Below are 21,284 nucleotides of genomic sequence, written 5' to 3'. Positions count from 1 at the left end.
TATCGCCAACGGGCCGCACCGGCCCGCCCCTCCCCACGCCCTGTGGAGCCGGCGGCGTGATGCCACGACGCCTCCCGGCGGCGGCTCGGTGTCACGCAACTCTGTTGCGATGACAAGGCCCCGGGCGGGAGCCATGAGGCCGCGCGCCGCCTCCCGGCCCGTACCCGGACGCGGCCGGACGTGCCCGGACGTGCCCGGACGCGTCCGACGGCCTCAGTGGGCGGCCGTGCCGACCGGCAGGTCCCCCGGCACCTCCAGCACCGCGCGCAGGCCGCCGAGCGCCGCCTGCTCCAGGGTGAAGCGCCCCCGGTACAGGGCGGCGAGGTCGGCGACGATCGACAGGCCGAGTCCCGAGCCGGGCTTCGATTCGTCGAGGCGGCGCCCCCGGCCGAGCACGGCCTGCCGGGCCTCCGGCGGCAGGCCCGGACCGTCATCCTCGATGGCGACGACGAGGTGGGGATAATCGTCCTTGCTCACCGCCTCGGCCCGGATCGCCACCCGCCCGTGGGCCCACTTGGACGCGTTGTCGACGAGGTTGCCGACCATCTCCTCGAAATCCTGGCGCTCGCCGCGGAAGCGCAGGCCCGGCGGGACGTGGACGTCGTAGGCGATGTCCTTGTCCCGGTAGATCTTCCCGAAGGTGCGCACGAGGCCGGCGAGCGCCGGCTCGACCTCCGTGGAGGTGCCGAGCGTGCCGGCGAGCGCCGCGGCGCGGGCCCGGTCGAGGTGGTAGTTGACCTGATCGCGCATCACCGCGGCCTGCTCGCGGATCTTCTGCGCGAGTTCCTCGGGGGCGTCGGAGGCCCCGACCTCGTTGACGATGATCGAGAGCGGCGTCTTCAGGGCGTGGGCGAGGTTGCCCACCTGGGTGCGGGCACGCTCCAGGATCTCGCGGTTGGTCTCGATCAGGAGGTTCACCTCGCCGGTGAGCGGCGCGATGTCGCGGGGATAGGTGCCGGTGATGCGGTCGGCTTCGCCCCGGCGGACGGCGCCGAGCGCGGCGCGCATCTTCTTGAGGGGCGCGAGGCCGAAGCGGATCTGCAGCAGCGTGGTGATCGCCAGCGACAGGCCGAGCAGGCCGAAGGTGATGGTCAGCGAGTTCCGGAACCGGTCGACGTCGTTGACGATCTCGTCGGCGGGGCCCGCGACCCGGACCGTGTAGCGGCCCTCCTCGCCGAGATCGACGTCGCGCTCCATGATGCGCAGGAGGCGTCCGTCCTGCCCCTTGCCGTAGCCCTGGCGGATCTGCCCGACGCCGACCTTGCCGTCCGAATCCGTCGCGGGCGGGAGCGGCACGCCGACGAGCGAGCGGGAGGTGCGCACGTCGCGCGGCTTCGCGTCGGGCTTGCCGACCTGCCAGTACCAGCCCGACAGGGGCAAGTCGAAGCGCGGGTCGCCGAGCGAGAAGGTCCGGCTCTCCGGATCGTTCGGCGAGACGAGATCGGTGGCGAGATTGTTGGCGAAGACGAGGAGGCGGCTGTCGAAGGAGCGCTCGGTGTTCTCGCGGTAGAGGGTCGTGAGGATCCAGGCCGCGATCAGCAGGATCGCGGAGCTCGACAGGAACGCCGACACGGCGAGTCGCACCGCGATGGAGCGGCGGCGCAGGGAGAAGAGGCCGATGAGGTCGATCATGGATGCGTCGGTCGCTCAGACGTGCGGCGGCGCATCGTAGAACACCGCGCCGCGCATCAGCGGGCGCGCCGTGCGGAAGAAGGCGCCGCGCTCGGCCCGCCAGCCGTCGGCCCCGCGGGTCACGGCGGCGTCAGCGGTGAGGATGCCCGACGGCATGCCGACCCGCAGGACCGCTTCGGTGGGGCGCGCGGCCTCGTGGACGAGGCTGCCTTCGAGCCGGGCGGCGACCGCGAGGCACAGGGTGGCGGTGAGCGGCAGCGCCTGGTGCGGCACGCCGTTGGAGATGACCCGGGCGCCCAGGTCGGTCTCGGCGGCGCGGATCGTGGCGCCGGAGAGGCTGCCGGAATCCTGCGGCGGCGCCACGAGGCCGACGAAGGGCACGTGGACGACGCGCGCCGCCGCCTCGAGATCGGGCGCGATGCCCATCGCCACGGAGCCGGCCCGGCGGATCCGCGCCAGCCGGTCGAGGAGGCCCGGCACGGCCTCCAGGGCGGCGGGCAGCTCGGTGCCGGCGAGGCCGAGATCGGCGGCGCGGACGAACACGCAGGCATTGGCGGCGTCGATCAGCGAGGCCTCGATCGCGCCGAGGCCCGGCACGTCGAGCCACTGACGGACGGCGCCGGTCGGGAGAAGCCGGCCGGTCGTGGCGCCGCCGGGATCGAGGAAGTCGAGCTGGATCGGCGCGCCCGTGCCGGTGACGCCGGGGATCGCGAGGTCGCCGCGGTAGACGCTGCGGCCGCCCGCGGCGGCGAAGCCCGCCACGATCAGCTTGCGCGTGTTGGTATTGAAGATCCGCAACCGCACCGGGCCGTCCGGGACGTCGACGAGCCCCTCGTCGACCGCGAACGGCCCCACGGCGGCGAGCATGTTGCCGCAATTGCCCGAGAGGTCGATGCGGCCGTCCCGGACCACGACCTGCACGAAGGTGTAGTCGATGTCGGCGTCCGGCCGCGCGGAGCGCTCCACCACGCAGATCTTCGAGACCGACGAGACGCCCCCGCCCATGCCGTTGAGCTGCCGCCCGAACGGGTCGGGGCTGTCCATGGCGGAGAGGAAGGCCGGCTCCCAGGCGGCGAGATCCCCCGGCACGTCCCGGCGGTGCAGCATCAGCGCCTTGCTGGTGCCGCCGCGCATGAAGACGGCCGGCAGCGTGCCGGAACGCGCGGCCGCGCTCACATCCGGGCCGGCGGCTGGTTGGGATCCACGAGGTAGCCGAGGCCGCGGACGGTCTGGATCAGGTCCACCGCGAGCTTCTTGCGCAGGCGGCCCACGAACACCTCGATCGTGTTCGAGTCGCGGTCGAAATCCTGGTCGTAGAGGTGCTCGGTCAGTTCGGCGCGGGAGACCACCCGGCCGGTATGGTGCATCAGGTAGGAGAGCAGCCGGTACTCGTGGCTCGTCAGCTTCACCTGGGCGCCGTCGACGAACACCTTGCCGGAGCGGGTGTCGAGGGTCACCGGCCCGCAGGCGATCTGGCTGGTGGCGTGGCCGGCGGCGCGGCGCAGCAGGGCGCGCACCCGGGCCATCAGCTCCTCCATGTGGAAGGGCTTGGTGACGTAGTCGTCGGCGCCGGCGTCGAAGCCGTCGACCTTGTCGGACCAGCGGTCCCGGGCCGTGAGGATGATCACCGGGGTCTTCACGCCCGCCCGGCGCCACTTCTGCAGCACCGTGACGCCGTCGGCCTTGGGCAGGCCCATGTCGAGGATGATGGCGTCGTAGGGCTCGCTCTCGCCGAGATAGCCGCCCTCCTCGCCGTCATAGGCCTTGTCGGCGACGTAGCCGGCCTCCTCCAGCGCGGCCACGACCTGCCGGTTGATGTCCTTGTCATCCTCCACGACCAGCAGACGCACGGCTCACTCCCCTCCGAAACGGTCCCCGCGCCCGCTCAATACTGTCCCGCCACGGTGCCGGTGCGCGCGTCGACGATCACGTGCACGAAATGCCCGTCGCGGCGCAAGGCGGTGAGCATGTAGACGAGGCCGTCCGCGTGACGGCAGAGGCTCGCCCGCTGGATCTCGGCGCGGGGGATCACCGTCCGGGCCGCGCGGATCGCCGCGACCGGCGGGATCACCCGGCGCTCGCCGACCTCCTCGCGCAGGTCCGCGGGGGACAGGCAGCTCTCGATCCGCAGCGGCGGCTGGCTCGACACCGCGCCCGTCTGAGGGGCCGGCCCGTCGTCGGCCATGGAGCCGAGGCCGCCCGCGGCGAGGGCCGCGGCGGTCAGGCTGATGGCGACGAGGGCGATGGCGTAGCGCATTGGCAGACGATGTGAGCCCAGGGCACTGAATGCGTCCTGAATACGTGGCCGTGCGTCGCCCCCGGCGGTCGTCGGCGGCGGTCCGGACAGTCCCTTCGCGGTCGATTCGGTGGCGGGCGGCATCGTGCGGACATGACGGCCGAGGCGGCGCCCGGTTCCACGCCGCGCGCCGCTTCCCACAGGCGCCGCGGCCGGTCTCACGGTGACGGCGCCGGGGCGGGACCGCAGGCCGCGGCGCGGGCCGGCGGCCCGGCCCGGCCGGCTCCCGCGGGCGCGGCCTGCGCGGCGCCGCCGGACCCCAGCGTCCAGGCAAGCCGGCCGACCGCCGCACCCTCGTGGACGGCGACCGTCACCGCCGCGGCGGCCGCCAGGCCGAGCCACGCCCGGTCGAGAACCCTGTCCCAGAGCAGGCGCATCTCACCCTCCCGTCAGCAGCTTCCAGAGGGCCCGCAGGGCCGGGATATGCGCGGCGAGCCACGCGACTTGGTCGGAGAACCAGTGCGCGGCCGCCGCCGCGGCGACGAAGGCGAGCACCGTCGCGTGCTTGAGCCGGCGCAGGTAGCGGCGCAGCGCGCGGCGCTCGAGATGCGCGTCGACCAGCTCGTCGAGGGCGGCGAGGCGCGGCTCGGACTGCCGGGCGAACCACGCGTGCCAGACGGGCGGGAAGCGGATCGTCCGGAGCCGCCCGCCGAGGGCGACCCCCGCGCCCTCGGCGTCCTGGGAGGGCGCGGATTGCCGTGCCTCGGTGCGGAGGGGCTTCATGGTGACGATCCCTGTTACACGGCCCCCGCGCCGCCGAGGCGGCGAGGCCCGGCCTCAGGCCGGGTGCTTGTCCGCCCCGCGCAGCTGCGCGAGCGCCGGGGCGAGGACGCTGGCGGCGCTCGCCTGCGGATCGAGGGGCAGCGCCCGGAAGATCCGCGCGGCCACGCCCTCGGGGCCGCCCGCCTTCCGCACGACGTGCGCGGGGGCGGTGGCGAGCACGTGCCGGGCGCCGGCGGCAACCACCGCGGCGCCGAGATCGGCGCTGACGGTCCGGCCCCGGGCGGCCCCGGCCACGGCGTTCTGGCCGAACTCGGCCCCGGCGCGGATCGCGGCCTCGATCCGGTCGCGGGTGAGCACCGAGGCGGCCCAGGGCGCGACCCGGGCGATGCCGGCGGTGACGGCGGCGGCGGCGAGCGGCACGAGCGCGGCCGTCACCGGCTGGAGCAGGCCGGAGAGCCAGTCGCCCCACGGCAGCAGGCCGGCGACGGGAGTAACGGCGGGCGCGGCACCGCCGGCCGGCCCGGCGAGGGCGGCGAGCGGCAGGCCCGTGACGGCCAGGGCGAGGGCCGCCCGGATCGGGTGCATCATCGTGGAACTCCTTCTCAGCGCGCGGCGGACCCGGCCGGCTCGGGATCGGGTGACGACGGGTCAGGGCCGGCCCGGCGGCTGAGCCGGCATCGCGGCGGGACCGTCGCGCAGGGCGGCGAGGGCCCGGCGCGCCCAGGCGAGGCGGCGCGCGGGCGCCACGACGCCGGGCCGCTCGTAGCGGCGCCAGACCGCCTCGGTGGCGGCAGCGAGGGTGGTGGTGGCCCGCAGGGCCGCGAGGGCCGGCGCCTCGGGACCGCGCAGCTCGGCGCAGAGGTAGCCGTAGCCCGCCTCGGGGTCGGCGGGATCGCGGCCGCGCGCCCGGCACCACGCCTCCATGGCGACGCGCCGGGGCCCGGTCCACTGGGCGAGCCCCCAGCCGCCACGGGAGCCCGGCACCGCGGGGGCGACCTCCTGGAGTTGGCGGAACCCGCCGGTCTCGTGGCCGAGATTGCCGAGCAGGCCGGCGGCCTGGACGTCGCTCAGGCCGAGATCGCGCATCAGCCGCGGGCCGAGCCGGCGGCAGGCCGCGGCGAAGGGCTCCCGCGCGGCGGGGTCGGATGGCGGCATGGGCTTGCTCCGGAAACTGGCCTCCCCGAGCGCGCCGGGCTAAGGCGGCCCGCGCCGTGGGCGGCGCCGAGGGGGATGCGTGGGACGCGGACAGGACCGGCCGCTCGTGTTCATCGGCGACTCGATCACCGCCGCCTGGGGCGCGGTGCGGGCCGAGACCTTCGCGCGCCACGGCTTCGTCGCCCGGGGCGTCCCGGGCGAGACGAGCGGGCAGATCCGGGCGCGCTTCCTGCGGGACACGGCCGGCGCCCGGGCCGTGCATCTACTCTGCGGGATCAACGACATCGCGGAGATCGGCGGCCCGGTGCCGGACCGGGCGATCGCCGGGAACATCATGGCCATGGGGCGGATGGCCTTCGCGGCCGGGCTGCCGCTCACGATCGGTACCGTGATGCCGAGCGATTTCTGGGGCTGGCGCCCCGAGCTGCGGCCGGTGGCGCGGATCCGCGCCCTGAACGGGTGGCTGCGCGCCTACTGCGCGGCGGGCCCGGCCCGCCTCGTCGATTACGGGCCGCCGCTCGCCACGGAGGCGGGCGCGCTCCGGATGGACTTCACCGACGACGGCATCCACCTCAACGGCGCGGGCTACGCGGCCGTGGAGCCGGCGATGCTGCGGGCCCTCGACGCCGTTCCGGACTGAGAGCGGCCGCGAGGCGCCGCCTGCGGATCCACGGCGCTCACGCGCCCAGCGCCAGCCAGTAGGTCGGCACAGACCCGACGCCCGCCACCGCGCCGGCCGTCGCGCGGCGGGTGCGGAGCGTGAACCCGGTGGCCGCCACGTCGCTGACCTGCGCGGCGTGGAGCGCGTCGCCGGCGCCGGCGACCGGCTGCGCCCAGACGCCGAGGCAGCTCCCCGGGAAGGCGATGCCGAACGGCACCGCGACATCCGCGTCGGCGGCGGTGACGAGCCCCCATTGCGCGATCAGGCCGCCCGGGAGCCGCACCGACCCGTTCGCGCCGAGCACCTGCGCGCCGGTCGCCAGCGGCGTCCCGTCGGCGCGCTGGTAATGGCGCACGCGCCAGCGACCCGCCGCGTCCGAGGTGGCGATGCAGGTGTCGTCGGCGGCCGTCACGAGATCGGCGCGGGTCGGCAGCACCAGCGCCTCGGGATCGTGGACCAGGGTCGCGGCGCCCGAGAAGCGCACGAACCGCTCCCGGTCGGCGGCGGCGCCGAAGCTCGCGATCCGGGCCGCGCCGGTGACGAGCACCCGCCGGGTGCCGGCCGCGCCGAGGTCGGTGGTGGGGGCGGCCGCGAGGGCGGTCTCGGCCGAGGCGAAGTCGATCCCGCCGGTCCGCGCCGAGGCGGTGAGCGCCGTGGCGAAGGCGGCCCCGTCGGGCGAGACCTTCAGGGTGAAGTCGTCGCTCCCGAGGGTGCCCAGCAGCGCCCGCGCCGCGTAGCCGGTCTCGAAGACCAGGGCGGCGTCGCGGGCGGCGGATTTCCGGTTGACGAAGACCCGCATGTCGCCGGTGCCCGGCGTGACGTCGTCCCAGGTCAGGAGCGCGGAATCGGACTTCACCGCGAGACGGTTGGTGGCGTCGGCCGCCGTGTTGATCCCGAGATGGCCGACGCTCTGGAGCGCGGTCAGCGCGCGGCGGAGGCTCGTCCAGGCCGCGCCGTCGAAGACGTAGAGGTCGGCCTCGTCGATCAGCCAGGCGAGCCAGCCGGCCCGCGGCGCGGCGCCGGTCCAGACCCCGTCGGCGTAGCGCACCACCTGGCCCGCGAGCCCCGCCCAGGCGCCCCCGGGCTCGGCGGCGACCACGAGGTAGCGGTCGCCCTCCGCGGGGCCCGGCGGCGGCGCGGCGAGGTCCTTGTCCAGGCAAGCGAGCTGGACGAGCGCGTCGAGCAGGCCGAGCGCCTCGTTGTGGGTCACGTGCTTCTGCGCCTGGCTCGCGGCGATCCGCGGCAGGCCGAGATGGGGCGTGGCGTCGGACATGGGGCGGCTCCCGGGCGGTCAGGTCGAGCGGTCAGGCCGAGCGGACGGAGACTCGGGCGCGGCAGGCGGGTCCGGGCCCGGCGACGAGACCGAACTGCGCCACCGCGACGTCGAGATGCGTCTGGGCACCGCCGAAATCGGCCGCCTCGTCCGCGTAGAGGCAGTGCTGGGCCTCGGCCCGGACCGTGCGCAGGGCCGTGCCGGCGGCCGAGAACACCGTCACGGCGTAGACCTCCGGCTCGTCGAGCGGGATCTCGGCCGGCTCCCAGGCGTCGCCGTCGCGGCGGGCCCGCCGGATCCACGAGAGCCGCACCCCGTCCGCCGCGCGCCGCGCCCGCAGGTGGACCGGCCGCAGCGGCGTCAGCGCCGCGAGGCCGGCCGTGGCGGCGATCTCGGCGAAGGCCGGGTCGGCCGGGTCGCGATCCGCCGGCCCGATCCGGTAGCGGAACGCGCGGCCGACCTCGTCCAGCCGGTCGACCAGGGGCGTCACGGCGCCGTCGTCGAGGCGCACGATCAGGCTCCCCGCCGGGCAGACCCGCCCCGCCGCCGCCTCGCTGCCCGCGAGCCCGCGCAGGAAACCGGACAGCCGGTAGGTGTCGGGCCCGGTCAGGACCGCGGACGCGGCGCCGAGCAGTTCCACGGTCCCGTCCGCGCCGAGCAGGGCGAACAGGTTGCCCCCGGCCAGCATCGCGCCCGCCCCGATCGAGGCCAGCGTCGCGCCGCGCCGCAGGGCGACGTCGAGATGCGCGCCCCGCTGAATCCGCCAGAGCGGGCCGGGCGGCAGCGCCGACAGGGTGCGCCCGAGGCAGGCCGGGTAGTCGACGAGGCGGTGCAGGGCGAGCGGCCCGTCACCAGCGGCGCGCCAGATCGCGACCGCGCCGGGCCAGGGCTCGGCCGCCACCGCGCAGGACTGAAGGACCGTGGGGTCGCCGCGGTCGACCGGCAGGTCGAGGGCGACGGCGAGCGGCGGTCCGGGAAAGGCGGGCGGCGACACCGCCGCCTGGGCCATCGCGCGGGGCAGCCCGCGCCCGGGCCCCGCCCGGGGCGGCACCCCGCTCGCCTCGATCCGGCGGCCCGTGGGCGCGTCGTCGATCCGGTCGATCCGGCGCAGGACCGCGCCGCCGGGCACGTCGGCCGGCACCGCCAGGAGGTCGCCGGGCTCCAGCTCGACCCGGCGCGGGCTCAGCGTGAACACCGCGGTGTCGCGGGCCGCGATCAGCCGGTCGAGCAGCGCCTCGGCCAAGCCGTCGGCGGTCTCCCGGCGGGTGACGATCGCCGCCTCGATCCGGGTCTCGCGCCGCCGCAGACCGGCGGGCCGCACGGCCGAGGCCGCGGCGCGCCGGTAATCCGGGCTCTCGGAATCGGTGATCCCGAGCTCCACGGAGCGCGGCAGGGCGCTCTCCTCGGCCCGGACCTGGTGCAGGACCGGCCGCTCCTCCGACAGCCGGACGAGGTCGGTCTCGGCCAGGATCACGGGCCGGTCGCGCCGGGGACCGCGCAGCCGCAGGGTCCCGGCCACCGCCGAGACGTCGAGGCCGTAGACCTCCGCGAGGGTCTCCAGGGCGCCACGCGCCGTGAGCGGCCGGTCGATCACGTAGCCGTCGAGATAGGCGGCGGCCTCCACGGAGACCGGCGCGTCGAACCCGAAATCCGCGAGGATCCGCTGGACCAGCAGGTCGAGGTCGCAGCCCTCGATCCGGCCGGTGATCCAGTGGCCGACCCGCCAGTTGGCGGCGTCGGCCCAGACGCCCCGCACCGTCGGGAAGGCCGGGAAGGGGCGCGCGTCCCAGGCCCAGACGAAGATCCCGTCGGGATCGACCATGCGGCCGCCGTAGACCGGCGAGACCGGGTTGTCGGCCTCCCGGAAGCCCGGCACGGAAGGGTCGAACCGCGCGATCACGGCCTCCAGCCCGCGGAGCTGGATCAGCTCGTCGCGCAGGGCCCGGGATTCCGGCGGGAAGGCGCTCTCGGACGATTTCGGGTCCGGGAAGACGTTGGGGCCGTTGGTGCCCTTGTCCACCGCCGGCACGCCGATCTCGGTGAGCCAGATCGGCTTGCCGGCCGGCACCCAGGCGGTGGTGCGGGTCTCGACGCCCCCGTCGCGCTCCACGTGCGGGCTCGACCACCACGCGACGAGGTCCTTGGCCCGGTAGATCCAGGGCTTGCCGGCGGCGCCGTCGGTGATCGGCCGGCGGGCCTGGGCGGCGCGGTCGGCCGCGTCGGCGTAGTACCAGTCGAAGGCCTCGCCGGACGCGCCCCGGGCCTTCAGATAGGCCCGGTCGGCGATGTCGCCCGTCACCGCGAGATCGGCGTGGTCCGGGTCGTCGCGCCAGTCGGAGACGGGCGGGTACCAGTCGATCCCGACGGCGCCGATATGCGGGTCGGCGAACAGGTCGTCGAGGGGGAAGCGGACGGTGGCGCCGCCGTCGCCCACATGGGCGCCGTACTCGGTCCAGTCCGCCCCGTAGACCAGGGTGACGGCCGGGCCGAGGCGGTCGCGGAGCGCGGCGGCGAGGTCGCGCAGGGCCCGCACTGCCGGGTAGCCGGCCGCGCCGCGCACCCGGGTCAGGCCGACGAGCTCGCTGCCGATCACGAAGGCCGCGAGGGGCGTGCCCGAGGCCGCCCAGCCGGCCGCGAGGTCTGCGTAGTGCAGGACCGCGTCGCGGTAGCCACCCGCGAAGAAGGCTGCGACCTGCGCGTCGGCCGCGGCGGTCCCGTCCGGGCTCCCCGGACGGCCGGAGGCCGGATCGCAGGTGATGCGGCCGCGCCAGGGATAGGCGGGCTGCGCGGCGCCGGGGGCGTGCGGATCGGGGAGCGCGTTGCCGGCCGGCACGTCCATCATGACGAACGGGTAGAGCGACACCGCCAGCCCCCGGCGCGCCAGCTCGGAGACCAGCCGGGTCAGGCCCGCATCCGCCGGCGTGCCGCCGTAGGCCGGGCTGCCGTCCGGCAGGGTCGAGACCGTCTCGGCCCGGTCGCGGGTGATCCCGGCGACGCGCCAATCCTCCGGCCGGGCGCGCTTGTCGGCGGCCTCGACCTTGGGCACGACCCGGCAGGATCCCGCCCGCAGGTCGGTGCCGAACCACGTCGCCACCACGGCGACCCGGCGCAGGTTCGGGCACAGCGCCTGGAGCGCGTCGAGGGAGGCGATCACGTCGGTGCCGCGCTGGAGCTGGTGCCGGTTGGCGGCCTCGGTGCGGCCGAGCCCGAGATCGACCGTGACGCGGTCCGGATCGAGGCCGAACTCGCTGGCGCCGGGGATCAGGTCGACGGCGCGCACGCGGTCGAACAGGCCGTTGACCGGGCGGATCACCTCGAAGGCGAATTGCGGGACGCGGTTGCCGAAGGCCGCGAGGGCGAGGTTCTCGAACACCGCGTAGGCGAGGCCGCGATAGGCGGGCGCGTTCTCCGCGCCCTCCTTGGCGACGATCAGCGGGTCCGGCTCCTGGCCGGGGCCGCCGGTATGGACCCGCAGGGTCAGGCCGGCTTGGTCGATCTCCCGCCCGTCCGCCCAGATCCGGCGGACGCAGGCGATCTCGCCCTCGCACAGGCCGACCGCGAGGTTGGCGAAGTAGCTGTAGCGGGTGGTGACGGTCCTCGGGCCGCCCGCGAGCCCACCCAGGCCCTTGGAGGGCGCGGCCGCGCGGGCGACGGTGGTGTTGGCGACCTCCAGTGGACGGGTCGCCCAGATCAGGGTGCCGCCGATCCGCGCCCGCCCGTAGACCCGCGGGATCGGATCGCCCTCGGTGGAGGTGAGCCCGGCCACGTCGGCGAGCCGCGGCCCCTCGACGAAGCGCGCGTGCCGCCCGGCCCCCGACAGGGCGCCGCCGAGGGCCGCGCCCGCGACGGAGCCGAGCGCCCGCCCGACCAGGCCGCCGATCGGGCCTCCGAGGGCGGTGCCGACCGCCGCGCCGGCCGAGGACAGGATCAGCGTCGCCATGGCGGGGCTCCGGATCTGATGGCGGTATCGCGTGGACGGGTTGCCGGTCCGTATCCGATCGGATACGTTCGATCGGTGACGACGATCCTGCTGTCCGACACCTTCCGGACTTGGCTCACGGGCCTGAAGGATCACCGCGCCAGGGCGCGCATCGCGGCACGTATCCGCAGCGCGGGGCTCGGCAATTTCGGGGATGCCAAACCGGTCGGGGCAGGTGTGTTCGAGATGCGGATCCCGTATGGCCCGGGCTTTCGCGTCTACTATGTCCGACGCGGCGAGGTAACGTACCTGCTCCTGTGCGGCGGCGATAAGTCCAGCCAGACCCGGGACATTCAGAGGGCCAAATCCATGGCCGCCTCTCTCGACGGAATCACCTGATGCGTTTCACACCGTTCGACGCCTCGGAATTCCTCGACAGTGAGGAGGCGATTGCCGAATACCTGGCGGCGGCGCTCGACGACCCCGACCCCGAGCTGTTCATCGCGGCCCTGGGCGATGTCGCGAAGGCACGCGGCATGGCGCAGATCGCCCGGGAAGCGGGTGTCGGTCGGGAGAGCCTCTACAAGGCGCTGACGCCGGGCTCGAAGCTCCGCTACGAGACGGTCCGCAAGATCATGGACGTGCTCGGCGTCAAGCTCACCGTATCGACGCGTTCCTCGTAGGCGCCGCAGCGCGCCGGAAACCGGAACACCCCCGTCGCGTGCCGCCGCCACCATCCGGTGAGCGCGACCTCGGTGACGGCGGCCCCGTCGTGGGCGTGGATCATCGCGCCGGCGCCGGTGGCGATGGCGCAGTGGCGGGCCGGCAGGTGGCGGCGGAAGGCGAAGAGCAGGACGTCGCCCGGCCGCGGCGCCAGGTCCGCCAGGGGTCCGGGCACCGGCACGAGGTGGCGGGCGGCCGCCTCGGTGAGCGGGTCGGTCCCGGGCGCGGCCGATTCCGCCCAGGTGCCGGAATAGGGCGGCGGCACCTCCGGCTCGGCGCCGTAGAGCCCGCGCCAGACCCCGCGCAGCAGGCCCAGGCAGTCGCAGCCCACGCCGCGCAGCGACGCCTGGTGGCGGTAGGGCGTGCCCAGCCAGAGCCGCGCCTCGCCGAGCGCCGCAACACCGATCTCTCGGCCGATCTCGCGCCGCATCGCGCTCATCGGAAGAGGCTCCCGCCGTCGAGGATGGGGTCCGAACCGGGGACCGCCCGCATGACCGCGTCGTTGCCGGGCATGTGCGGGAAGCCCTGGAAATTGACCGCGTTGGCGAAGCGGTCGCGGCAGGTGGCGAGGCGCTTGTCGCACCCGGCCGTCAGGCTGAACCCGTCGCCGGCGGCGACCGGTCGGGGCGGCACCGTCCAGAGCTCGATCAGCGGCCCGAGCTGGAGGCGCACGTCCGCCGCGAGCCCGGCATTGGTGCCCGTCGTCCAGGTCAGCCGCCCGCCGGTGAACAGGCCGTCCGCGAAGGACCCGGCGAGCGCCGCCGCGAGCGTGGCCGGCTCCGGGACGCCGCTCACCCGGCCGGCCGTCGTCCACGCGGCGCGGTCAACGCGGCATCGGGCATCGCCGAGATCGGCGCCGCAGGTCGCCCGGTAGGTGCGGCCCCGCTCGGCGCCGAGCCGGTGCGCGAGGCCGCGCAGCTCCGCCACGAAGGCGTCGCCGTCCCGGCGCACCTCGCCGATCGTGGCGACGTCGAGGAGGAGCCGGGTCTCGGGGCTGCTCCAGTCGACCAGCCAGGTCTCCACGGCGGCGCCGTCGTAGAGGCCGCCGGCGATGTCCGCCTCGGTGAGCCCGAGGCCGCTGAGCGCTCCCGCCACGTCGCCGCCCGAGACCGCGAAGCCGAGCTCGGCACTGGCCTCGGCCGCCTCCAGCCCGGTGCGGGCGGCGTGGACGAGGCCCGCGACGGTCAGGTCGCGGTCGTGGTCGGTGAAGCCGAGGGCGAGCCCGTCCCGCCGCCGCAGGGACCAGCAGCGGCACAGGGTGGTCACCCCGCCGGCGAGATGGGCCGCGAAGGCCTCCGGGATGTCGCGCACGGCGTCACGCCTCCTCAGGGCACGATCTCGACGAGCGGCACCTTCGGGATCTCCCCGGCCGTGAAGGCGGCGAGGTCGATGGTCAGCGCGTCGGTGTCGAACCGGACCGGCACGTCGAAGGCGAAGCCCGCCGTCACGGCGGCGCCGGGCGGCGGGACGCGGCCCGCCGCGAAGGTGACGAGGCCGGTCGTCGGGTCGCACGCGAAGGCGCCGGGCTCGACCTCCCGGCTCGCCACCGCCACACGGACGCTGCCGGCCACCGGCTTGGCGATCCGGCGGCGATAGGGCGCGAAGCCGGACCCGTAGGTTTTGACCAGCGGGAAGGACGCGGTGGCGCCGTCGCCGGTGCCCAGCAGCTGGTCGAGGGGACCCGTCGGCCGGCCGGGCGGCCCGGAGCGGTCGTCGACCCGGTCGCGGAACCGGAATCCGTAGAGCCGTCCGCGCCGCTCCTCGAAGAAGGCCAGCACGGCGTGCAGCGCGTCGAGGCCGCGCATCCCGAAGCCGGCCTCGTAGCGGCGGCGGGAATCGGCCCAGCGGCCGTTCCGGTGCTCCCGGCCCGAGGCCAGGGTCACGATCTCGGTCAGCCGCTGCGGCCCCCCGCCGGCGCGCAGGGACACGTCCAGGGGGAACAGCACCTCGTGGAAGTCGTCGGCCATGACGGGCCTCTCCGGTTCGGGTGGCGACAGGGCCGCGCCGGTCTTCCGGGGCGTCACCGTCATCGCGAGCGCAGCGACGCGACCCCGGGCTGCGCGACATCCGTGACCGTGGCGCTCCGGGATCGCTTCGCTCCGCCCGCGAGGACGGAGGCCGGGCCGCAGATCCCGCGCGGCGCCCGGGGAACGGTATCGCTGCCGGATCGGAGCAGCTGAAAAAAGTCTTCCGAGAGGCGCCGGAAAATCAAAAGCGCCGTTCATCGACACGGGACGGCAGGTGATCGAAGATCGCCGCACCGAAGCGGATGTTCTCCGAAGTCCTCTCGGCCCGCACATCTCGGTTCACCGCGCGATCCGCACGACGCGGCGCCGTTCTGCCAGGGAAACCTTTCGATGAGCGCCATCCCCCAGCCCCTCCACGCGTCTGCTCCCGCCCTCGACATCCGCCGCGTCGCCGGCCGCATCGGCGCGGAGATCCGCGGCGTCGCCCTCTCGGGAGACTTGGACGACGGGACGGTCGCGGCGATCCGGCAGGCGCTGAACACCCACAAGGTGGTGTTCTTCCGCGACCAGGACCTCGACGAGGCCGGGCAGGAGGCCTTCGGCCGGCGCCTCGGCGACCTCGTCCCGCATCCGACCGTGCCCTCTCTCGCCGGCACGGCGGGAATCCTCGACATCGACGGCAGCCGGGGCGAGCGGGCGAGTTCCTGGCACACCGACGTGACCTTCGTGCCGGCCTACCCGGCGCTCTCGATCCTGCGGGCCGTGACGCTGCCGCCCCACGGCGGCGACACGCTCTGGGCCAACACGGCGGCGGCCTACGCGGACCTGCCCGAGCCCCTGCGCGATCTCGCCGACAAGCTCTGGGCGCTGCACTCGAACGTCTACGACTATGTCGGCGGCCGGGTGAACGTGTCGGAGGCCGGGCGGCGGCGCTACGACGAGGTGTTCACCAGGACCGTGTTCGAGACCGAGCACCCGCTGGTCCACGTCCACCCGGAGACCGGGGAGCGCTCGCTGATCGTCGGCCACTTCATCCAGCGGATCCTGGGCCTGACCACCGCGGATTCGCAGCACCTGCTGGCGATCTTCCACGACCACGCGACCCGGCCCGAGAACACCGTGCGCTGGTCGTGGCGGACGGGCGACGTGGCGATCTGGGACAACCGCGCCACGGTCCACCGGGCGGTGGACGATTACGGCGAGGCGCCCCGCGTGGTCCGCCGCGTGACGATCCAGGGCGTCGCGCCGGTGAGCGTCGACGGCCGCACCAGCCGGGCGCGGGAGACGGGGGCGCGCAGGGCGGCGTGAGCTGTGGCCGCGCGCGCCTCAGGTCGCTCGCTGGCCGCGCGCCACCGCCCGGGCGAGGCTCGCGGTCACCTGCGCCTCGGAGCGGCGGAACGCCCCCGGATCGGGGGTCGCGATGTTGACCGTCACGGAGACCGGCCGCGCCGCGGCGCCGCCCGCGGCCACGCCGAGGCGACCGTCCGGCCCGCGGCCGAGGGGGAGGATCGCCTCCGGGCCGGCCTCCCCCATGAGGCCGGCGCCGCCCGCCATGGGGAAGTAGGTCGGCGCGGCCACGACGCCGTCGGCGGCGAAGGGCTGGACGCGGCCGCCCCGGAACACGCCCCCGCGGGCGAAGCCCGTCTCCGCGCCGGAGCCCAGCATCGCGCCGATGAGGCCCGTGAGGCCCGACTGGATCGGCCCGGCCGCCGCCCGCGCCGCCACGCCGGCGAGGCGCGCCCCGATGGTGCCGAGCACGCCGTCGAGGCTGCGGCCGGACGCGGCCCCGCGGGTCAGGGCGGTGTCGAGGCTGCGGCCGAAGCTCTGCGCCAGCCGGTCCAGGGTCTCGAGCTGCCGGATCCGGTCGTCGGACAGCGGGTCCCCCTGCGGCTCGGTCTCGGCCATGGCGGTGCCTCACGGTGGGTCGGGATGGGCGGCGAGGAGCCGCGCGAAGGCGGCGCGGGACAGAGGCTCCGGGCCGGCGCGCCGGCCGAGCGCCGCGGCGAACTCCCGCGGCGTCGCCGACCAGAAGTCGCGGGGCCGCCAACCCAGCGCGCCGAGGCCGAGGGAGAGGGCGTCGTCCCAGGGGAAGCGGCCCGGGGCCGGACGCGGCGGCGGGTCCGCGTCCGGCCCTAGGGAGGGTTTGCCGGGCCCGGCGCCTCCCCGCCCGGCGCTTCCCCGAAGGCCGCCGCCAGGACGTCGCCCAGGGCGGCCGAGACGGCGTCGAGCCCGCCCGCCAGCGGCAGCCGCGCCACCGCCGCGTCGTCGAGGTCGTGGCCGCCGCCCCGCAGGGCGACGCCCAGGAGGGCGATCAGGTCGCGGGCCGAGACGCGCCCGCCGGCGAAGCGCGCGGCGAGGCCCGCGAGGTCGCCGGCCTGGAGCGCGGTCTCCAGCTCGGCGAGCGCGCCGAGGGTGAGGCAGAGCGTGTAGCGCCGCCCGCCGAGGGTGAGCGGCACCTCGCCGCGGATCCGGTTGGCCACGACGCTCAGACCGCCGCGAAGGCGAGCGCGCCGCCGGACTCGAGGCTCATGTCGAAAGTGACCTCGCCGGCATGGTCGCCCCGGTACTCCAGGCTCGCGATCTGGAACGGCCCCTCCAGGATCCCGAAGGCCGGGATCACGATCTGGAACACCTCGACCGCGCCCTCGAAGAACAGCAGACGCAGGCGCGCGTCCGAGGCCTGGTCGCGGAACACGCCCGAGCCGGCGATCGCGGCCCGCCGCACCCCGGCCCCGGCGAGCAGCTCGCGCCAGCGCCCGGCGGAATCGGCGTTGGTGACGTCGACGGTCTCGGCGTTGAGGGTGATCTGGCGGCTGCGCAGGCCCGCCACCGCCGCGAAGCCGCCCGCGCCGTCGCCGGCCCGGATCAGCAGGTCCTTGCCCTTCTGCGCGCCCATCGGCACCCTCCTCACAGATTCTCGGTGACGGCCTCGACCGTCAGGGTCGCCCTGGCCTCGCCGGTCCGGGCGTCGCGCCGGGCGCGGACGGCCCGCACCCGGAGGGTCACGAGCCGGCAGCCGGCCAGCGGCAGGACGAGGGGCGTCGGGGCGTCCCGGAGGAGCGCCGCCATGCGCGAAGCGGCGTCGAGGGCGGTGCGCACCGAGCCCGCCTGGGCGATCACCGCGATCGCGTGGCTGCTGTGCCGGTGGCGCTCGGCGCCGTCGACGGATTCGTCCGCGATCTCGGCGTCGCCGAACAGCACGTAGACCGGGAGCGTGCCCCGCGGCGGCTCGTCGTAGAGCCGGACGCGGCCGCCCAGCAGCGCGGCCAGGGCGGCGTCGGCGGCGAAGCGGGCGATCAGGCCGGCGCGGAGCGCCAGGAGCGGGCCCGGATCGCTCACGACCGGCCCTCCCCGGGCAGCTCCTCGACGTGGCAGATCAGGTCGCGGCCCCGCGCGTCGGGCTCGGCGACGGCGCGGATCGCGAAGCGGCGCGGCCCGGCGGCGAGCCGCATGGTCGGGTCGAGCGCGGCCCGGCTCCGCAGGGTGACGCGGTAGGCGGGCCGCGTGTCGGTGCGGCCGCCGGCCGGTCGGTCGGCGAGTCCCGCCGGGGCGATCGCGCCCCACAGGACCGGACCGGCCACATAGCGGCGCAGCACGCCCCCGAACCCGTCCGGCTCCTCCAGGGGCCGCTCGAGCACGAAGCGGCGCCGCCGCGCGCCGAGGGGCGGGCGTTGGAACGAGGTCGCCATCGGGGCATCTCCGGGTGCGAGGATCACAGCCGCAGGCGCCGGAACGGCGCGCCGAGCGCGGCGGCGTCGTTGGGGGCGGCGTCGGGCTCGTCGCCGCGACGCTCGTAGCGGGCGGCGGCGAGGCGCAGGATCGCGAGGCGCAGGGGCTCGGGGAGCGGCGGACCGTCGCCGCCGTACCCGGCCGCGACCTCGATCAGGATCGTGCGGCCGGCGGGATCCGGCGCGGCCGGATCCACCTGCAGGGACGGTGCCCCGTCCGGGTCGGGGCCGAGGCGCACCAGCCCGGCGTCGAGGTCGGTGACGCCTCCGGACGGGTCCGCGAGGCCGGCGCGGAGGATCGCGACCAGCGGGCTCAGGGGCAGCGGCACCTGCCCGTCCGGCGGCCAGGCCGTCAGGGCGATCCGGTACCGGCCCGGGACCAGAATCCGCCGGGTCTCGATCTCCAGGCTCGCGCGGGCCGCCGCGATCAGGGCCTGGAGCAGGCCGTCCTCGTCGGCGCCCGCGTCGGAGTCGACGCGCAGGTAGGCGCGCAGGTCGGGCACGCCCACCGGCTCGACGGCGGCGGCGGCGATGCGTAACGGGATCATCGCGCGTCTCTCTGCAGGTGGTCCGATGCCGATCTCGAAGCGCCGCCCGGCGGCCCGCGCCGCGCGGGTAGCGACCGTCACCGCGATCCTGATGGCGATCCCGGCGCTCGCGGCCGTCCCGGCGTGGGCGATCGTCGGCGGCACCGAGGCGCCGGCCGGCGGGGCCGTGATGGTCCTGTCGTCGAAGGGCGGCGTCTGCACCGGCGTGGTGCTCGCCCCCGACACGGTGCTGACCGCCGGCCACTGCCTCGCCGGCGCCAAGGAGCACCGCGTCCATTTCCGCGACGCCGCCGGGGCGCCGGTGCTCGTCGACGTCACCGCGCGGGCGGTCCATCCGGGCTACGACGCCGGCGCGGCCGCTTCCCGGCGGCGCTCCGTCGATCTCGCGCTGCTGCGCACCGAGACGCCGCTGCCGCCGCGCTTCGCGCCCGTGACCCTGAGCGCCGCCCCGGCGCGGGCGGGCGAGACCCTGACCCTGTCGGGCTACGGCGCGGCCAAGCCCGGCGACCCGCGCTCCACCGGCACCTACCGCAGCCTCGGCCTGCCGGTGATCGAGCCCTACGGGCCGAGCCGCATCCTGGTCTGGCTGAAGGGCGCGGGCGGCGGCGCCTGCCAGGGCGATTCCGGCGGCCCGATCGCGGGACCGGACGGGGCGGTGCTCGCCCTGTCGGCCTGGATCGGCGGCGCCTGCGGCGGCCTGACCCAGGGCGTCCTGGTGGGGCCGCAGCGGGGCTGGATCGACCGCGTGCTCGACGGCTGGAACCGGACGGGGCGCTGGGCGCAGTAGCGTCGCGGCGCGGTGTCCGCAGGGAACCTCAGCTTGGCCGGGCTATTGCCTTGCTCTAGGCTCACTCGATCTGGGGCCCCTCGCCCCAGGCTCCCTCGGCGCCGCCTCCGGCGTCCCCCACCCGCGCCTCCGCGCGCCCGGAGTTCCCGATGTCCCCTCGCCCGATCCGAAAGGCCGGCCCCCGCGAGCGCAGCCTGCGCGGCGGCCTGTGGGGCGGGATCCTGGGCCTGTCGCTGCTCGGCGCCCTCGGCGGCCTGCTGCCCACGCCCGCGGCGGCGGTGATCAACGGCACGACGACGCGGGACCCGAACGGGGCGCGCAGCTTCGTGGTGCGGATCGAGAGCACCGAGGGCGAGATCTGCTCGGGCACCCTGATCGCCCCGGACCTCGTGCTGAGCGCGGCCCACTGCGTGATGCGGCCCGCCGGCTACACGGTGATCAGCGTCGACCGGAACTTCCGCCAGCACCGGACCGCGGTGATCACCGCCTCCATGCACCCGGACTTCGTGCCCGGGACGACCCCCGAGGACCAGCCCGGCGTCGACCTGGCACTGCTCAAGCTCGAGCGCCCGCTCGGCAACGACTACGCGCCCCTCGATCCCCGGGGCGCGGGCTCGATCACCGACGGGCAGCCCGTGGACATCGCGGGCTTCGGTGTGGTGGCCGAGAACCGGCGGAACTCGGCGCGCATCCTGCGGCTCGCCCACCTCGTGTCGATCGGCTCGCTCCAGGTCGCCAACCGGGTGACCGTCGTCACCGACCGGCGGCGCATGGCCGAGACCTCGGGCGCCGGCGCCTGCCTCGGCGATTCGGGCGGCCCGATCCTGACCGGGGGCCCCGGCGGCTACCGGATCGTCGGCGTGGTGAGCTGGTCGAGCGGCGCCCTGCAGCAGGGCGCGCGCCGGACCGCCTGCGGCGGCTTCACCGCCGTGACCCCGGTGGCCGAGCATGCCGGCTGGATCGCCGCGCGCACGGCGGAGCTGTCGCGCATCCAGGTCGGCGACGCCCTGCCCCGCGGCAACCGGTCCGACTGGATGGCCCGCCCGGGCCGCCGCCGCTGAGGGGCCTCACCGCAGTCGGGCTGCGGCGTGACCGCGGCCTGACCGCGGCAAAGCCGCTGCCCGTCCCCGGATCCTCCGCGCCTGCGGGAACCCGGGGGCCGATCGGCACTTTTCGCATCCGAACCTTCCCGGCTCACGGAGCGAGAGCATGGCCGACACCGGCACCAGCAACACCCCGCGGACGCACAAGACCCGCAACAACACCGACTCGAACGCCAAGAAGGTCTCGATCGAGGCGCTCAATGCCCGGCTCGCGGACGGCATCGACCTCGCCCTGGCGATCAAGCAGGCCCACTGGAACCTCAAGGGCCCGCAGTTCATCGGCGTCCACGAGATGCTCGACGGGTTCCGCACCCAGCTCGACGAGCTGAACGACAGCGTCGCCGAGCGCGCGGTCCAGCTCGGCGCCACGGCCTTCGGCTCGACCCAGGCGGTCGCCGAGCGCACCAAGCTGCCGGCCTACCCGACCGGCATCTACGCCATCGCCGACCACATCGCCGCGCTGATCGACAGCTACGCCGCCTACGCCAACGCGGTCCGGCAGAACATCGACGAGACCGACGAGGCGGGCGACCCCGACACGGCCGACCTGTTCACCGAGATCTCGCGGGCGGTCGACAAGCACCTCTGGTTCCTCGAGGCTCACGTGCAGGAGCCGACCGGCACCCTGCGCGACGGCAACGCGGGCCGCTGAGCGCGGCGCCCCGCCTTCGGGCGGGGCGCGACCCGACGCGATCGGGGATACGAAAATGCCCGGCCGCGAGGCCGGGCTCAGTGGGGTCCCTTTGCACGGGGACATCAGAACCGGGAA

26 protein-coding genes and 1 pseudogene are annotated in these 21,284 nt (G+C 75.8%); 7 read left to right on the top strand and 20 right to left on the bottom strand.

Annotated elements, in window-relative coordinates:
* Positions 1-213 precede the first annotated feature (213 nt).
* From ASG32_RS15230 to ASG32_RS15195, 8 genes are all read right to left on the bottom strand, one after another.
* Positions 214-1,632 (bottom strand): sensor histidine kinase, encoded by a 1,419-nt coding sequence (locus tag ASG32_RS15230; RefSeq protein WP_056527609.1) that lies wholly within the window; start codon positions 1,630-1,632, stop codon positions 214-216.
* 15 nt (positions 1,633-1,647) lie between these two features.
* Complete coding sequence (locus ASG32_RS15225; RefSeq protein WP_082557901.1) at positions 1,648-2,808, bottom strand: PrpF domain-containing protein; 1,161 nt, start codon at positions 2,806-2,808, stop codon at positions 1,648-1,650.
* Entirely contained in the window at positions 2,805-3,482 is a 678-nt protein-coding gene (locus ASG32_RS15220) for a response regulator transcription factor (RefSeq protein ID WP_012321897.1), read from the bottom strand. The genes ASG32_RS15225 and ASG32_RS15220 overlap by 4 nt, the downstream gene beginning before the upstream one ends.
* Before the next feature lie 35 nt (positions 3,483-3,517).
* Positions 3,518-3,889 (bottom strand): PepSY domain-containing protein, encoded by a 372-nt coding sequence (locus ASG32_RS15215; protein WP_020090901.1) that lies wholly within the window; start codon positions 3,887-3,889, stop codon positions 3,518-3,520.
* Positions 3,890-4,086: 197 nt separating this feature from the next.
* Positions 4,087-4,305: a hypothetical protein gene (locus tag ASG32_RS15210; protein WP_056527606.1), complete on the bottom strand. Its 219-nt coding sequence runs from the start codon at positions 4,303-4,305 to the stop codon at positions 4,087-4,089.
* Position 4,306: 1 nt separating this feature from the next.
* A complete protein-coding gene (locus ASG32_RS15205) occupies positions 4,307-4,651 on the bottom strand; it encodes a hypothetical protein (RefSeq protein ID WP_056527605.1) in 345 nt (114 codons plus the stop codon).
* Positions 4,652-4,705: 54 nt separating this feature from the next.
* Positions 4,706-5,239 carry a hypothetical protein gene (locus tag ASG32_RS15200; protein WP_056527602.1) on the bottom strand — a complete coding sequence of 178 codons (534 nt, stop codon included), beginning with the start codon at positions 5,237-5,239 and terminating at the stop codon, positions 4,706-4,708.
* Positions 5,240-5,299: 60 nt separating this feature from the next.
* Positions 5,300-5,806, bottom strand: a complete 507-nt coding sequence (locus ASG32_RS15195) for a phage tail tip lysozyme (protein WP_056527598.1) — start codon at positions 5,804-5,806, stop codon at positions 5,300-5,302.
* Positions 5,807-5,885: 79 nt separating this feature from the next.
* On the opposite strand from ASG32_RS15195, the gene ASG32_RS15190 reads away from it, so the two are divergent.
* On the top strand, positions 5,886-6,446 hold the full coding sequence (locus ASG32_RS15190) for a GDSL-type esterase/lipase family protein (protein ID WP_244491979.1): 561 nt from the start codon (positions 5,886-5,888) through the stop codon (positions 6,444-6,446).
* A 37-nt stretch (positions 6,447-6,483) separates the two neighbouring features.
* Here ASG32_RS15190 and ASG32_RS15185 read toward each other — a convergent pair whose 3' ends face one another.
* A complete protein-coding gene (locus tag ASG32_RS15185) occupies positions 6,484-7,740 on the bottom strand; it encodes a DUF2793 domain-containing protein (RefSeq protein WP_056527591.1) in 1,257 nt (418 codons plus the stop codon).
* 31 nt (positions 7,741-7,771) lie between these two features.
* Positions 7,772-11,680, bottom strand: coding sequence for a glycoside hydrolase/phage tail family protein (locus ASG32_RS15180; protein WP_056527589.1), 3,909 nt, complete (start codon positions 11,678-11,680; stop codon positions 7,772-7,774).
* 75 nt (positions 11,681-11,755) lie between these two features.
* Between ASG32_RS15180 and ASG32_RS15175 the strand changes: the two genes are divergently transcribed.
* On the top strand, positions 11,756-12,058 hold the full coding sequence (locus tag ASG32_RS15175; protein WP_056527588.1) for a type II toxin-antitoxin system RelE/ParE family toxin: 303 nt from the start codon (positions 11,756-11,758) through the stop codon (positions 12,056-12,058).
* Entirely contained in the window at positions 12,058-12,342 is a 285-nt protein-coding gene (locus tag ASG32_RS15170; protein ID WP_056527585.1) for an addiction module antidote protein, read from the top strand. The genes ASG32_RS15175 and ASG32_RS15170 overlap by 1 nt, the downstream gene beginning before the upstream one ends.
* Here ASG32_RS15170 and ASG32_RS15165 read toward each other — a convergent pair.
* The 3 genes from ASG32_RS15165 to ASG32_RS15155 are packed head-to-tail and all read right to left on the bottom strand — an operon-like array spanning position 12,273 to position 14,349.
* A complete protein-coding gene (locus tag ASG32_RS15165) occupies positions 12,273-12,821 on the bottom strand; it encodes an NlpC/P60 family protein (protein ID WP_056527582.1) in 549 nt (182 codons plus the stop codon). The two genes, ASG32_RS15170 and ASG32_RS15165, sit on opposite strands and share 70 nt — an antisense overlap.
* Complete coding sequence (locus ASG32_RS15160) at positions 12,818-13,693, bottom strand: DUF2163 domain-containing protein (protein WP_056527579.1); 876 nt, start codon at positions 13,691-13,693, stop codon at positions 12,818-12,820. Before ASG32_RS15160 ends, ASG32_RS15165 begins: the two co-directional genes overlap by 4 nt.
* A gap of 14 nt (positions 13,694-13,707) precedes the next feature.
* Positions 13,708-14,349 carry a DUF2460 domain-containing protein gene (locus ASG32_RS15155; protein WP_056527675.1) on the bottom strand — a complete coding sequence of 214 codons (642 nt, stop codon included), beginning with the start codon at positions 14,347-14,349 and terminating at the stop codon, positions 13,708-13,710.
* A 390-nt stretch (positions 14,350-14,739) separates the two neighbouring features.
* Here ASG32_RS15155 and ASG32_RS15150 point away from each other — a divergent pair, with 390 nt between their 5' ends.
* Positions 14,740-15,657 (top strand): TauD/TfdA family dioxygenase, encoded by a 918-nt coding sequence (locus ASG32_RS15150; protein WP_056527575.1) that lies wholly within the window; start codon positions 14,740-14,742, stop codon positions 15,655-15,657.
* Positions 15,658-15,675: 18 nt separating this feature from the next.
* Here ASG32_RS15150 and ASG32_RS15145 read toward each other — a convergent pair whose 3' ends face one another.
* From ASG32_RS15145 to ASG32_RS15120, 7 genes and pseudogenes are all read right to left on the bottom strand, one after another.
* Positions 15,676-16,254 carry a phage tail tape measure protein gene (locus ASG32_RS15145; RefSeq protein ID WP_056527572.1) on the bottom strand — a complete coding sequence of 193 codons (579 nt, stop codon included), beginning with the start codon at positions 16,252-16,254 and terminating at the stop codon, positions 15,676-15,678.
* A 9-nt stretch (positions 16,255-16,263) separates the two neighbouring features.
* Positions 16,264-16,440, bottom strand: a pseudogene (locus ASG32_RS32605) (phage tail assembly chaperone); the annotation flags it as partial.
* 41 nt (positions 16,441-16,481) lie between these two features.
* The gene (locus ASG32_RS15140) at positions 16,482-16,829 is read right to left on the bottom strand and encodes a gene transfer agent family protein (protein WP_056527568.1); all 348 of its coding nucleotides are present in this window, start codon (positions 16,827-16,829) and stop codon (positions 16,482-16,484) included.
* Positions 16,830-16,834: 5 nt separating this feature from the next.
* Positions 16,835-17,245, bottom strand: a complete 411-nt coding sequence (locus ASG32_RS15135; RefSeq protein ID WP_056527565.1) for a phage major tail protein, TP901-1 family — start codon at positions 17,243-17,245, stop codon at positions 16,835-16,837.
* Positions 17,246-17,256: 11 nt separating this feature from the next.
* On the bottom strand, positions 17,257-17,688 hold the full coding sequence (locus ASG32_RS15130; protein ID WP_056527562.1) for a DUF3168 domain-containing protein: 432 nt from the start codon (positions 17,686-17,688) through the stop codon (positions 17,257-17,259).
* Positions 17,685-18,038: a head-tail adaptor protein gene (locus tag ASG32_RS15125; RefSeq protein ID WP_020090919.1), complete on the bottom strand. Its 354-nt coding sequence runs from the start codon at positions 18,036-18,038 to the stop codon at positions 17,685-17,687. The genes ASG32_RS15130 and ASG32_RS15125 overlap by 4 nt, the downstream gene beginning before the upstream one ends.
* A 23-nt stretch (positions 18,039-18,061) precedes the next feature.
* The gene (locus ASG32_RS15120) at positions 18,062-18,625 is read right to left on the bottom strand and encodes a hypothetical protein (protein WP_056527670.1); all 564 of its coding nucleotides are present in this window, start codon (positions 18,623-18,625) and stop codon (positions 18,062-18,064) included.
* Positions 18,626-18,650: 25 nt separating this feature from the next.
* On the opposite strand from ASG32_RS15120, the gene ASG32_RS15115 reads away from it, so the two are divergent.
* The 3 genes from ASG32_RS15115 (at position 18,651) to dps (ending at position 21,167) form a co-directional block, all read left to right on the top strand.
* A complete protein-coding gene (locus ASG32_RS15115) occupies positions 18,651-19,412 on the top strand; it encodes a trypsin-like serine protease (protein ID WP_056527559.1) in 762 nt (253 codons plus the stop codon).
* 149 nt (positions 19,413-19,561) lie between these two features.
* A complete protein-coding gene (locus ASG32_RS15110) occupies positions 19,562-20,473 on the top strand; it encodes a trypsin-like serine protease (RefSeq protein ID WP_082557900.1) in 912 nt (303 codons plus the stop codon).
* 148 nt (positions 20,474-20,621) lie between these two features.
* Positions 20,622-21,167, top strand: coding sequence for a DNA starvation/stationary phase protection protein Dps (dps, locus tag ASG32_RS15105; RefSeq protein WP_012321876.1), 546 nt, complete (start codon positions 20,622-20,624; stop codon positions 21,165-21,167).
* Positions 21,168-21,284 lie beyond the last annotated feature (117 nt).

Origin of the sequence: Methylobacterium sp. Leaf361, from assembly GCF_001424445.1 — a bacterium.
In the GTDB taxonomy this organism is placed as follows: Bacteria; Pseudomonadota; Alphaproteobacteria; order Rhizobiales; family Beijerinckiaceae; genus Methylobacterium.
Note: the sequence above shows the minus strand (reverse complement) of the source record. Positions and strands in the feature narration are given on the sequence as shown.

Coding starts and splice junctions, on each gene's coding strand:
- dps (WP_012321876.1), top strand. CDS start 20,622: ATGGCCGACACCGGCACCAGCAACACCCCGCGGACGCACAAGACCCGC.
- ASG32_RS15195 (WP_056527598.1), bottom strand. CDS start 5,806: ATGCCGCCATCCGACCCCGCCGCGCGGGAGCCCTTCGCCGCGGCCTGC.
- ASG32_RS15185 (WP_056527591.1), bottom strand. CDS start 7,740: ATGTCCGACGCCACGCCCCATCTCGGCCTGCCGCGGATCGCCGCGAGC.
- ASG32_RS15110 (WP_082557900.1), top strand. CDS start 19,562: ATGTCCCCTCGCCCGATCCGAAAGGCCGGCCCCCGCGAGCGCAGCCTG.
- ASG32_RS15125 (WP_020090919.1), bottom strand. CDS start 18,038: ATGGCGACCTCGTTCCAACGCCCGCCCCTCGGCGCGCGGCGGCGCCGC.
- ASG32_RS15210 (WP_056527606.1), bottom strand. CDS start 4,305: ATGCGCCTGCTCTGGGACAGGGTTCTCGACCGGGCGTGGCTCGGCCTG.
- ASG32_RS15215 (WP_020090901.1), bottom strand. CDS start 3,889: ATGCGCTACGCCATCGCCCTCGTCGCCATCAGCCTGACCGCCGCGGCC.
- ASG32_RS15135 (WP_056527565.1), bottom strand. CDS start 17,245: ATGGGCGCGCAGAAGGGCAAGGACCTGCTGATCCGGGCCGGCGACGGC.
- ASG32_RS15170 (WP_056527585.1), top strand. CDS start 12,058: ATGCGTTTCACACCGTTCGACGCCTCGGAATTCCTCGACAGTGAGGAG.
- ASG32_RS15155 (WP_056527675.1), bottom strand. CDS start 14,349: ATGGCCGACGACTTCCACGAGGTGCTGTTCCCCCTGGACGTGTCCCTG.
- ASG32_RS15200 (WP_056527602.1), bottom strand. CDS start 5,239: ATGATGCACCCGATCCGGGCGGCCCTCGCCCTGGCCGTCACGGGCCTG.
- ASG32_RS15165 (WP_056527582.1), bottom strand. CDS start 12,821: ATGAGCGCGATGCGGCGCGAGATCGGCCGAGAGATCGGTGTTGCGGCG.
- ASG32_RS15180 (WP_056527589.1), bottom strand. CDS start 11,680: ATGGCGACGCTGATCCTGTCCTCGGCCGGCGCGGCGGTCGGCACCGCC.
- ASG32_RS15145 (WP_056527572.1), bottom strand. CDS start 16,254: ATGGCCGAGACCGAGCCGCAGGGGGACCCGCTGTCCGACGACCGGATC.
- ASG32_RS15115 (WP_056527559.1), top strand. CDS start 18,651: ATGCCGATCTCGAAGCGCCGCCCGGCGGCCCGCGCCGCGCGGGTAGCG.
- ASG32_RS15150 (WP_056527575.1), top strand. CDS start 14,740: ATGAGCGCCATCCCCCAGCCCCTCCACGCGTCTGCTCCCGCCCTCGAC.
- ASG32_RS15230 (WP_056527609.1), bottom strand. CDS start 1,632: ATGATCGACCTCATCGGCCTCTTCTCCCTGCGCCGCCGCTCCATCGCG.
- ASG32_RS15205 (WP_056527605.1), bottom strand. CDS start 4,651: ATGAAGCCCCTCCGCACCGAGGCACGGCAATCCGCGCCCTCCCAGGAC.
- ASG32_RS15120 (WP_056527670.1), bottom strand. CDS start 18,625: ATGATCCCGTTACGCATCGCCGCCGCCGCCGTCGAGCCGGTGGGCGTG.